This window comes from Spirillospora sp. NPDC049652, from assembly GCF_040675125.1.
Taxonomy (GTDB): Bacteria; Actinomycetota; Actinomycetes; order Streptosporangiales; family Streptosporangiaceae; genus Spirillospora.
Window position 1 is genome coordinate 1 of sequence record NZ_JBFAOF010000163.1, and the last position, 10,772, is coordinate 10,772.

Sequence of the window (10,772 nt, forward strand, 5' to 3'; positions counted from 1 at the left end):
CGCGCTGCTGGTGCGGTCGCGGCCGGCCGTCCCGCGACCTGCCGGGGGCGCCCCCGAATCGCTGCTCCGGCAGGCGCGGGCCGGGGCCTCGTACGTCTGCCGGTGTTCACGATGGACGCGCTGACCCCGACCGAGGGCCAGGCCGCCGCGCGCCGCCTGCTCGCCCTGCCCGAGGTGCCGGACGGCGTGTTCTGCGCCAACGACCTACTCGCCATCGGCCTGACCAACGAGCTGGTGCGGCTCGGCGTCCGGGTCCCGGACGACATCGCCGTGATCGGCTACGACGACATCGAGCTCGCCGCGTCCGCCGCGGTGCCGCTCACGACCGTCCGGCAGCCGCGCCGCGAGCTCGGCCGCGCCGCCGCCGAGCTGGCCCTCGCCGAGACCGCCGAGGGCGCGGCGCACCACCACCGGCAGCTCGTCCTGACCCCGGAACTGATCGTCCGCGACTCCGCCTGACTCCCCGCCTTCGGCCTTCCCGCTCCCGTTCGGCCTTCCCGCCTCCCGCCTTCGGCCCTCCCGCCTCCCGACTCCCGCGCTCTTCCCGCGTGGTCCGCTCCCCCGCCATCGCCTGACTCCAGGCCCCCACGCCCTTGACGGAATGCCGTTCGGTCTGCGTGGCTGGACGCATGGCGACGACCGGTGTGCCCGGCGCTCGGGCGATTCTGGGGTTCGATCCGTCCGATCCGGCGTTCCGTTCCGATCCGTACGCCGCGTACCGGCGGCTCGCGGAGACCGGGGAACTGACGCGCACCGAGGCGGGGCTGTGGGTCACGACGTCCTACCGGCTGTGCGAGAGCGTGCTGCGGGACCACCGGTTCGGGCACAGGCCGGACGGCGCGGACGGGGCCGCCTGGCGGCGCTCGGCCGGGGCGCGGCGGTCGTTCCTCACGATGGACCCGCCCGACCACACACGGCTGCGGCGGCTCGTCGGACGGGCGTTCACCCCCCGGCTGGTCGAGCGGCTCAGGCCGCGCGTCGAGGAACTCGTGGACGGTCTGCTCGCGGACGCCGGCGATCGGCCCTTCGACCTCATCGCGGGGCTCGCCTACCCGCTGCCCGTGATCGTCATCAGCGAGCTGCTGGGCGTCCCGCCGGAGGACCGGGAGCGGTTCCGCGGCTGGTCGGACGCCCTCGCCCGCGGCCTGGACCCGGACTTCCTCCTCCCACCGGACGACCTCGCCAGGCGGGAGGAGGCGCGCGCGGAGTTCGCCGTGTACTTCCGGCATCTGGCGGCCCGCCGCCGGGAGGAGCCGCGCGACGATCTGCTGACCGCGCTGACGGCGTCCTATGACGGGGAGGCGCTGACCGAGGCGGAGCTGCTGGCGACCTGCGTCCTGCTGCTGGTCGCGGGGCACGAGACGACCGTGAACCTGATCGGGAACGGCGCGCTGGCGCTGCTGCGGAACCCCGAGCAGCTCGCCCGGTTCCGGGAGCGCCCGGACGGGACCGCCGTGGCCGTCGAGGAGCTGCTCCGGTACGACCCGCCGGTCCAGTTCACCGTCCGGGCGGCGCTGGAGGACGTCGAGCTGGCCGGGACGGCGATCGGCAGGGGTGAGATGGTCCTGCTGCTGACCGGCGCGGCGAACCGGGACCCGGCGGTGTTCCCGGAACGTCCGGACGAGCTCGACCTCGCCCGGTACGCCGATGCCGGGACCGCCCGCCATCTGGCGTTCGGCCTCGGCATCCACTACTGCCTCGGCGCCCCCCTCGCCCGGCTGGAGGGCGGGGTGGCGCTGCGCATGCTGTTCGAGCGCGACGTCCGCCCGGCGGGCGCCGGGAACGGAGCCCCGGCGGCGGACCTGGACCGGCCGTCCTACCGGGACAACGTCGTGCTGCGCGGGCTCGCCGGGCTGCCGCTGGCTATTCGGGCTTGACCAGCGGGAACAGGATGGTCTCCCGGATGCCCTTGCCGGTGAACGCCATGATCATGCGGTCGATGCCGGCGCCCATCCCGCCGGTCGGCGGCATCGCGTACTCCAGCGCCCGCAGGAAGTCCTCGTCGAGCTGCATGGCCTCGGGGTCGCCCCCGGCGGCCAGCAGGGACTGCTCGGTGAGGCGGCGGCGCTGCTCCAGCGGGTCGACCAGCTCGGAGTAGGCGGTGCCGAGCTCGGTGCCGAACCCGATGAGGTCCCACTTCTCGGTGAGCAGCGGCTCGTCGCGGTGCTGCCGGGTGAGCGGCGAGGTCTCGACCGGGTAGTCCATGACGAACGTCGGCTGGATCAGGGTGTGCTCGATGAGCTCCTCGAACAGCTCCTGGACGAGCTTGCCCTGGCCCCACTTGGGGTCGCACTTCACGCCGTGCGCCTCGGCGATCTTGCGGACGTCCTCGATCGGGGTGTGCGGGGTGATCTGCTCCCCGACCCTCTCCGACACCGAGCCGTACAGCGTGACGCGCGGCCACTCGGCGAGCCCCAGGTCGATCTCGACGTCGCCGTGCCGCACGACGGTCGTGCCGAGGGCCGCGACGACGGCCTTCTGGTACATCCGCTGGGTGAGGTCGGCCATGTCGTTGTAGTCGAGGTAGGTGCCGTACGCCTCGAGCATCGTGAACTCGGGGTTGTGCGTGGAGTCGGCGCCCTCGTTCCGGAAGTTCCGGTTGATCTCGAAGACGTTGTCGATGCCCCCGACGACGAGCCGCTTCAGGTACAGCTCGATCGCGATCCGCAGGTACAGATCCATGTCGTAGGCGTTGATGTGGGTCCTGAACGGCCGCGCCGCCGCCCCGCCGTGGATCGGCTGGAGCATCGGCGTCTCGACCTCGAGGTAGCCCTCGTCGTGCCAGAAGTCCCGGACGGCGCGGACGGTGCGGCTGCGCAGCCGGGCCATCTCGCGGGCCTCGTCGTTGACGATCAGGTCGACGTACCGCATCCGGACCCGCGCCTCGGGGTCGGTGAGCCCGGCGTGCTTCTCCGGCAGCGGGCGCAGGCACTTGGCGGTGATCTGGAACGACTCGGCCATGACCGACAGCTCGCCGCGCCGGGACGTGATGACCTCGCCGGTCACCCCGACGTGGTCGCCGAGGTCGACCTCGCGCTTCCAGAACTCCAGCTGCTCGTCGCCGACGTTGGCGAGCGACAGCATCACCTGGATGTCGCCCGAGCCGTCGCGGAGCGTGGCGAAGCACAGCTTGCCGGTGTTGCGGACGAGCATGACCCGGCCGACGACGCCGACCCGCTCGCCGGTCTCGGTGCCGGGCTCCAGGTCGGGGTGTTTCGCGCGGACCTCGGCGATGGTCGCCGTGCGGGGGTAGGTCACCGGGTACGGGTCGACGCCGGTCTCGCGGAGCCGGTCGAGCTTCTCCCGGCGGACCCGCATCTGCTCGGGCAGGTCGTCGTAGGTCTCGTCACTCACGGCCCAAGGCTACCGACCCGCCGCCCCGGGGCGGGAATCGTCACCCCTCCTGGCCCGCCTCGGCCGCCCGGGAGGCGTCCGGGGGCTCCGGAGGCCCCGTGGGGCTTCCGGGGGCTTCAGGGGCTCGGCAGGGACGGCGGCGGGACGAGGGCGGGCCCGAGATCGCGGGCCAGGGCCGCGGCCAGCGAGCGGAAGGCGCGGACCTCCGGGCGGGTGTCGTCGCGGCGGGCGGCGAGGACGCTCCGCTCCCACGGCGCGTCCAGCAGCGGGACGAACCGGACGCCAGGCCAGCTGTAGAACCGGATGAACGAGTACAGGCCGGAGCTGAGGCCGCGTCCGGCGGCGGTGCCGGTGAGGACGTCCTGCGGGGTGCGGACGCCCTCGGGGTTGAGGCGCGGCGGCTCCCCGTTGCGTCCGCCGGCGAAGTAGAGGTAGTCGCGGAACGCCCGGGACACGCCGTCCGGCAGGCCGAGGAACGGGCGGTCGACGATGTCGGCCATGCGCAGCGCGGGGGCGTCGGCGAGGGGGCTGCGCTCCGGGACGGTGATGATGCGCGGCTCGGTGGTCATCGTGTCGAAGACGATGCGCTCGTCGTCGGGGGCGGGGCGCAGGAACGCCACGTCCACCCGCCGCTCGACCAGGGCCGCGACGTGCTCGGTGAAGTCAAGGCTGACGACGGTGACGGGGGTGTCCGGGCGGGCGCGGCGGAACGCGCGCAGGATCGCGGGGGTCAGCTCCGCCGAGCCGTGCACCATGATCCCCACCCGGAGCCCGGTGGCCGGCGGGCCTCCGGTGGGGCGGGGCGGGTCCTCGCGCAGGTCCGCGACCGCGTCCGCGGCGGCGTCGGCGGCCGCGAGGGCCGCGCGCGCGTGCGGGACGAGCCGCTCGCCCGCCTTGGTCAGCCGCAGCGGGGACCGTTCCAGCAGCGGGACGCCGAGCTCCCGTTCGAGCCGCCGCACGTGCCCGGTGACGGCCGGGGGCGACAGGAACAGCCGGGCCGCCGCGCGGGCGAACTGCCCCTCCTCGACCACCGCGAGGAACGAGGCGAGGTGACGGAGCTCCACGAACCCCAAGGTAACCGGGCCCCAGGACGCCGGACACACGCGGGTTCCCGTCCCGAGCGGCTTCGCGTGTTCCGGTGCCGCGCCCTCACGGTATCCGGACTAACCGGACACGGCGCGGCCGGTTCACGATTCGTGAAGCGCTTTCCGGCCGGCGCGGTTCGGTGAGTAGACCGGACGTCATGGCCACCGTCTCCCTCCCCCGCGCCCCCGCCGACGACCGCGTCCCCGTCTCCGCCTGGGGGCCGGTCGCGCTGGCGTTGTTCGGGGTCGGCTGGGGCGCCAACCAGTTCGCCTCGCTCCTCGGGCTGTACGCCGACCGCCTGCACCTGGGCGGCGGCGAGACGCGCGCGATGTTCGGGATCTACGCGCTCGGACTCGTCCCGGGCCTCGCCCTCGGCGGGCCGGCGTCGGACCGGCACGGCCGGCGCCGCCTCGTGCTGCCGTTCGCCTCGATGTCCGCGCTGGTCACGGCCGTCCTGATGGCGGGCGCGGCCGTCCCGTCCCTGCTCTACGCCGGACGGCTCGCCGCGGGCGTGGTGACCGGCGCGGTCCTCGCCGCCGGGACGGCCTGGGTCAAGGAGCTGGCCCCGCGCTCGGGCACCCGGATCACGGCCCTGGCCGTCTCGGGCGGATTCGGGGCCGGTCCGCTGGCGTCCGCGCTGGTCGCGCAGTGGCTGCCGCATCCGCTGCTGACCGCCTACGTCCCGCACCTGGTCATCATGGCGATCGCGCTGCCCCTGCTCTTCCGCGCGCCCGAACCCGAACCCGCGGCGTTCCCCAAGCCTGTGACCGCGTCCGAACCCCTGACCGCGTCGGAGCCCGTCGTCCGCGCCGGGAGCGGGTCGGCCGAGCCGCTCGGGCCGGACCGGCGGAGTGCCGCCGGGCGTCGGAGCGGGTTCTGGTCGTCGGTGGCCCCCGTCGCGATCTGGTCGTTCACCGCGCCGGTGAACGCGTTCGCGGTGCTGCCGTCCGAGGTGCCGGTCCACCACCTGCGGATCGCGTACGCCGGACTGGTCACGGCGATCACCCTCGGCTCCGGCATGGCCGCGCAGCCGGTCGCGCGCCGCCTGGAGGCGCGCCATCCCCGACTGGTCGCGCGGACGGGGCTCGGGCTGACGACCGCCGGGCTGCTCGTCGCCGCGCTGACCGTCGCGTCCGGCCTGCCGGTGCTGAACGTCGTCGCGGCCGTCCTGCTGGGCTCGGCGTACGGGTTCGTCCTGACCTACAGCCTGGGCGAGGCGGCGCGCATCGCCTCACCCGGCGGGCTCGCCCGGCTGACCGCGATCGTCTACGCGCTGGTGTACGTGGGCATGTTCACGCCGCTGGTCATCACCGCGCTGACGGCCGTGGCCCCGCTGACGGCCCTGCTCGGCGCGGGAGCGGCGCTCGCCGCGCTCTGCCTGGCCTGGGTCTGGGTGCGGACCTAGTTCGCCGCCGAGCCGGTGTTGCGCTGGTAGATGAGCCGGAGGCCGACCAGGGTCAGCCAGGGCTCGTGGTGGTCGATCGTGCGGGCCTCGTCCAGGACGAGCGGGGCGAGACCGCCGGTCGCGATGACGGTGACCTCGTCGGGGTCGTCGGCCAGCTCCTGCGACATCCGGTCGACGATGCCGTCCACCTGGCCGGCGAAGCCGTAGATCAGGCCGGACTGGAGCGCCTCGACGGTGTTCTTGGCGATCACGCTGCGCGGGCGCTGCAGCTCGATCTTGTGGAGCTGGGCGCCGCGCGCCGACAGGGCGTCGATGGAGATCTCGATGCCGGGCGCGATCGCGCCGCCGACGTACTCCCCCTTGGCGGACACCGCGTCGAACGTGGTGGCCGTGCCGAAGTCGACCACGACCGCTGGGCCGCCGTGCAGGTGCACGGCGGCCAGCGAGTTCACGATGCGGTCGGCGCCGACCTCCTTGGGGTTGTCCATCCGGACCGGCACGCCGGTCTTCACGCCGGGCTCCACGATCACCGCGGGGACGTCGCCGTAGTAGCGGCGGCACATCTCGCGCATCTCGTGCAGCACCGACGGGACCGTGGAGCAGAGCGCGATGCCGCTGATGTCGGTGTCGGCGAGCAGCGGGCTCTGCTGGACCAGGCCCTGGAGCACCACGGCTATCTCGTCCGCGGTGCGGCGCGGGTCGGTGTTGATCCGCCAGTGCTCGATGACCTCCTCGCCCTCGAACAGGCCGAGGACGGTCTGGGTGTTACCGACGTCGATGGTGAGCAGCATCAGGTCCCCGCTGATCAGGAGAAGTCAAGGCCGATGTCGAACACGCGCGCCGAATGCGTCAGCGCACCCACCGCAAGGTAGTCGACACCGGTCACGGCGACGTCTCGGGCCCGGTCCAGGCCGAGCCCGCCGGACGCCTCCAGCTCCGCCCGGCCGTCCACCAGCCGGACGGCCTCGAACAGCTCCTCCGGGGTCATGTTGTCCAGCAGCAGGGACGTGGCGCCGACCTCGACGGCCTCGCGGACCTGGTCCAGCGTGTCACACTCCACCTGGACGTGCAGGGCCGGGTAGGCCGCGCGGATCGCCTCGAACGCCTTGGTCACCGAGCCCGCCGCCGCGATGTGGTTGTCCTTGACCAGCGCCGAGTCGGACAGGCCCATCCGGTGGTTCACGCCGCCGCCGCAGCGCACCGCGTACTTCTGCAGCGCGCGCAGCCCCGGCAGCGTCTTGCGGGTGTCGCGGACGCGGGCCTTGGTGCCGTCGAGCGCGTCCGCCCACGCCCGCGTCGCGGTCGCGACGCCGGACAGGTGGGTGAGCAGGTTCAGCGCGACGCGCTCGGCCCGCAGGACGGCCCTGGTCGGCCCGGAGACCGAGATCAGCACCTGCCCGGCGGTGACCCGGTCGCCGTCGGCCGCCTTCGCCTCCGCGTCGACGGCGAGCAGGTCGAAGACGACCTCCGCGACCGGGATCCCGGCGACCACGCCGTCCTCGCGGGCGGTGAAGTCGCCGGCGGACCGCTCGTCCGGGCCGAAGATCGGCGTGCTGGTGACGTCGACCGGGCCGTCCTCGTCCAGCGCCGTGCGGACGAGCCGCTCCACGGCCTCGGGCTCCAGCCCGGCGGCCCGCAGGCGGTCCGCGAGTTCCTCGTGCATGCTCGGCTCCTCCATCAGCGCTCGAACTCGGTCTGCAGCGTCCCATCCCAGCTCAGCCGGGTGACCAACCGCCCCCGCCAGTGCGCGTCGTCGCGCTCGGGGCGGTCGGCGCGCCAGTGGCTGCCGCGGGTCTCCTCGCGGCGGCGCGCGGCCGCGACGATCGCGCTCGCCACGATGTGCAGGTTGGCGGCCTCCCAGCCGGTGACGCCGGGGTCGCCGAGCGCGCCGGTGAGGTCCGCGAGCTCGCGCTCGGCGGTCGCGAGGCCCTCGGCGGTGCGCAGCACGCCGGCGTGGGCCGTCATGATCTGCTGGATCTCCGTGCGGACGTCGCGGCCGGTGCCGGGCAGGACGTCGGCGGGCAGGGCGTCGGCGGCGGCCTCAGGCGCGTCCGTCACGCCGGTCCCAGGGGCGTCCGTCACGCCGGTCCCAGGGGCGTCCGTCACGCCGGGGGCTGGGGCGTCGGCCGCGATGGCGGCGGCGATGCGCTCGGCGAAGACCAGGCCCTCCAGCAGGGAGTTCGAGGCCAGCCGGTTCGCGCCGTGCACGCCCGTGCAGGCGACCTCGCCGCACGCGTACAGGCCGGGGACGGTCGTCCGGCCGGAGAGGTCGGTGCGGACGCCGCCGCTGGCGTAGTGCGCGGACGGCGCGATCGGGATCGGCTCGGTCACCGGGTCGATCCCGTGGTGGCGGCAGGCCGCCAGGATGGTCGGGAACCGGCGTTCCCACAGCTCGGCGCCGAAGTGCCGGCCGTCCAGCAGCATGTGGGACGCGCCCGTCTCGCGCATCCGGGTCGTGATCCCCTTGGTGACGACGTCGCGCGGCGCGAGTTCGGCCAGCTCGTGGCGGCCGACCATGAACCGGACGCCGTCGTGGTCGATGAGGTGCGCGCCCTCGCCGCGGACGGCCTCGGAGATCAGCGGGAGCCGTCCGCGCGCGTCCTCGCCCAGCCACAGCGCGGTCGGGTGGAACTGGACGAACTCCAGGTCGGCGACCGCGGCCCCGGCGCGCAGCGCCAGCGCGACGCCGTCGCCCGTGGACACCTCGGGGTTGGTGGTGGCCGAGTACACCTGCCCGAGCCCGCCCGTCGCGAGCACGACCGCCCGCGCCCGGACGGCCCCGACGCCGCTCGGCGAGCCCTCGCCCATGACGTGCAGGGTGACCCCGGCGGCGCGGCCGTCCGCGTCCTTGAGCAGGTCGAGCACCAGCGCGTGCTCGATCGCCTCGATGCCGTGCTCCTTCAGCGCGGCGCGCAGCGCCCGGCTGACCTCCGCGCCGGTCGCGTCGCCGCCCGCGTGCGCGACGCGGCGCCGGTGGTGGCCGCCCTCGCGGCCGAGCTCCAGCTCGCCGGACGCGTCGCGGTCGAACGCCGCGCCGAGCTCGGCGAGCCGCCGGACGGCCGCCGGGGCCTCGGTGACCATGGTCCGGACGGCGTCCTCGTCGCACAGCCCGACGCCGGCGGTGAGGGTGTCGGCGAGGTGCTCGGCCGGGGTGTCGGCCGGGTCGAGCGCGGCGGCGATCCCGCCCTGGGCCCAGCGGGTGGAGCCCGCGTCGAGCAGCGCCTTGGTGACCAGCAGGACACGCTGCCCGCGCTCGTGGCAGCGCAGGGCGGCGACGAGCCCGGCGATGCCGGACCCGATGACGACGGTGTCGGCGGTCCGGGTCCAGCCGGGCGCGGGGGCGGTGAGCCGGCGGGGGACGGTGCGAGGGATCATGCGACCCTCCTCGGGAGGTGTTTTCGTCATTCTGACACTAACCCCGGGAGGCGGCGGTGTGAGACCCCCCACAAACGCCGGACGCCGCCGCCCCGGGGAGGGGCGGCGGCGTCCGTGCGGGGCTCGCCCTCAGAGGGCGTGCGCGGGGCGGAGCTGGTCGGTGCCGGGGACCGGCTCGGCCGGGTCGTCGCCGAGCGCGACGATCCGGTTCGCCGCGTCCACGTGCACCACGGTCGGCGTGAACGCGCGCGCCTCGGCGTCGGTCAGCTGCGCGTAGCTGATGATGATCACCAGGTCGCCGGTCTGGACGAGCCGGGCCGCCGCGCCGTTGATGCCGATCACCCCGGAGCCGCGCTCGCCGGCGATCAGGTAGGTGGACAGCCGCGCGCCGTTGTCGATGTCCACCACGTCGACCTTCTCGCCGGGCAGCAGGTCGGCGGCGTCCAGCAGGTCGGCGTCCACGGTCAGCGAGCCGACGTAGTGCAGGTCGGCCTGCGTCACCGTGGCGCGGTGGATCTTGCTCTTGAACATCGTCCGGATCATCGCGACTCCTTGCCGAGCTCCAGGGGGACGTTGTCGATCAGATGGGTGGCGCCGACCCGGCCCGCCACGGCGAGCACCGCCGGGCCGGTGTGGCCGCCCGCCACCTCGGTGAACGTCGAGGGGTCGACGAGCACCAGGTAGTCCAGCTCCAGCGGGGGCCGGAGCGCCCCCGCCGCGTCCAGCACCGCGCGCGCCGCGCGGGTGACCGCGGCCGGTCCGTTGTCCGCCGCGTCCGCGCCCGCCCGCAGCGCGCGGGACAGCGCGAGCGCCGTCTCCCGCTCGTCCGGGGCGAGGTAGCGGTTGCGGCTGGACAGCGCCAGCCCGTCGGCCTCCCGGACGGTCGGGGCCCCGACGATCTCGACCGGCAGGTCCAGGTCGGCGGCCATCCGGCGGATCATCGCGAGCTGCTGGGCGTCCTTCTCGCCGAACACCGCGACGTCGGGACGCGTCAGGTTCAGCAACTTCAGGACGACCGTCAGCATTCCGGCGAAGTGCCCGGGCCGGGTCTCGCCCTCCACGATCCGGCCCATCGCGCCGGGGTCGACCGTCACCATCGGCTCGCGCGGGTACATGACCTCGGGGGTCGGCGCGAACACGATGTCCACGCCCTCCGCCGCGCACGCCTCGAGGTCGGCGGCGAACGTGCGCGGGTAGCGGTCGAGGTCCTCGCCCGGCCCGAACTGCAGCGGGTTGACGAAGATCGACACGGCCACGGCGTCGGCGGCCCGCCGCGCGCGCCGGACCAGCGAGCGGTGCCCCTCGTGCAGCGCGCCCATGGTCGGGACCAGCGCCAGCGTCCCCTGGACGCCGGACCGCACGGCCGCCAGTTCCTCGCGGGTCTTCGCGATCACCGGTGTCAAGAATCCTCCACTGGGTCGGCCGCCGCTCCTCGGGCGGTCGGCGCGCCATCCCGGCCGCCGCGGCGCGGGGTGGCGCGCGATCGGCACGGGTGGTCGGGTAGCCGGATCGCCGGGCCGCCGCCCGCGGGGCGGGGTGGACGGTCCCGGAC

Annotated in this window: 10 protein-coding genes; 3 read left to right on the forward strand and 7 right to left on the reverse strand. The window is 74.7% G+C overall.

The window, feature by feature from the left end; translation table 11 throughout:
• Positions 1-111 precede the first annotated feature (111 nt).
• Complete coding sequence (locus AB0J52_RS13865) at positions 112-459, forward strand: substrate-binding domain-containing protein (protein ID WP_500181942.1); 348 nt, start codon at positions 112-114, stop codon at positions 457-459.
• A 170-nt stretch (positions 460-629) separates the two neighbouring features.
• Positions 630-1,877: a cytochrome P450 gene (locus AB0J52_RS13870; RefSeq protein ID WP_500181943.1), complete on the forward strand. Its 1,248-nt coding sequence runs from the start codon at positions 630-632 to the stop codon at positions 1,875-1,877.
• Here the strand turns inward: AB0J52_RS13870 and lysX are convergent.
• Positions 1,864-3,318 (reverse strand): bifunctional lysylphosphatidylglycerol synthetase/lysine--tRNA ligase LysX, encoded by a 1,455-nt coding sequence (lysX, locus tag AB0J52_RS13875; RefSeq protein ID WP_500181951.1) that lies wholly within the window; start codon positions 3,316-3,318, stop codon positions 1,864-1,866. The two genes, AB0J52_RS13870 and lysX, sit on opposite strands and share 14 nt — an antisense overlap.
• 152 nt (positions 3,319-3,470) lie before the next feature.
• Positions 3,471-4,418, reverse strand: a complete 948-nt coding sequence (locus tag AB0J52_RS13880; protein ID WP_500181944.1) for a LysR family transcriptional regulator — start codon at positions 4,416-4,418, stop codon at positions 3,471-3,473.
• A gap of 179 nt (positions 4,419-4,597) precedes the next feature.
• On the opposite strand from AB0J52_RS13880, the gene AB0J52_RS13885 reads away from it, so the two are divergent.
• The gene (locus AB0J52_RS13885; protein ID WP_500181945.1) at positions 4,598-5,845 is read left to right on the forward strand and encodes an MFS transporter; all 1,248 of its coding nucleotides are present in this window, start codon (positions 4,598-4,600) and stop codon (positions 5,843-5,845) included.
• On the opposite strand, the gene AB0J52_RS13890 is transcribed toward AB0J52_RS13885, so the two are convergent.
• From AB0J52_RS13890 to panC, 5 genes are all read right to left on the reverse strand, one after another.
• A complete protein-coding gene (locus AB0J52_RS13890; RefSeq protein ID WP_500181946.1) occupies positions 5,842-6,636 on the reverse strand; it encodes a type III pantothenate kinase in 795 nt (264 codons plus the stop codon). The genes AB0J52_RS13885 and AB0J52_RS13890 overlap by 4 nt on opposite strands.
• Positions 6,637-6,650: 14 nt before the next feature.
• Entirely contained in the window at positions 6,651-7,508 is an 858-nt protein-coding gene (gene nadC / locus AB0J52_RS13895) for a carboxylating nicotinate-nucleotide diphosphorylase (protein WP_500181947.1), read from the reverse strand.
• Between the two features lie 14 nt (positions 7,509-7,522).
• Positions 7,523-9,220, reverse strand: a complete 1,698-nt coding sequence (locus AB0J52_RS13900) for an L-aspartate oxidase (RefSeq protein WP_500181948.1) — start codon at positions 9,218-9,220, stop codon at positions 7,523-7,525.
• A 129-nt stretch (positions 9,221-9,349) separates the two neighbouring features.
• Positions 9,350-9,763: an aspartate 1-decarboxylase gene (gene panD, locus AB0J52_RS13905; RefSeq protein WP_500181949.1), complete on the reverse strand. Its 414-nt coding sequence runs from the start codon at positions 9,761-9,763 to the stop codon at positions 9,350-9,352.
• Entirely contained in the window at positions 9,760-10,623 is an 864-nt protein-coding gene (gene panC, locus AB0J52_RS13910; protein WP_500181950.1) for a pantoate--beta-alanine ligase, read from the reverse strand. The genes panD and panC overlap by 4 nt, the downstream gene beginning before the upstream one ends.
• Between the last annotated feature and the right edge of the window lie 149 nt (positions 10,624-10,772).

Coding starts and splice junctions, on each gene's coding strand:
- AB0J52_RS13870 (WP_500181943.1), top strand. CDS start 630: ATGGCGACGACCGGTGTGCCCGGCGCTCGGGCGATTCTGGGGTTCGAT.
- AB0J52_RS13890 (WP_500181946.1), bottom strand. CDS start 6,636: ATGCTGCTCACCATCGACGTCGGTAACACCCAGACCGTCCTCGGCCTG.
- AB0J52_RS13900 (WP_500181948.1), bottom strand. CDS start 9,220: ATGATCCCTCGCACCGTCCCCCGCCGGCTCACCGCCCCCGCGCCCGGC.
- panD (WP_500181949.1), bottom strand. CDS start 9,763: ATGATCCGGACGATGTTCAAGAGCAAGATCCACCGCGCCACGGTGACG.
- AB0J52_RS13865 (WP_500181942.1), top strand. CDS start 112: ATGGACGCGCTGACCCCGACCGAGGGCCAGGCCGCCGCGCGCCGCCTG.
- lysX (WP_500181951.1), bottom strand. CDS start 3,318: ATGCGGGTCCGCCGGGAGAAGCTCGACCGGCTCCGCGAGACCGGCGTC.
- AB0J52_RS13885 (WP_500181945.1), top strand. CDS start 4,598: ATGGCCACCGTCTCCCTCCCCCGCGCCCCCGCCGACGACCGCGTCCCC.
- nadC (WP_500181947.1), bottom strand. CDS start 7,508: ATGCACGAGGAACTCGCGGACCGCCTGCGGGCCGCCGGGCTGGAGCCC.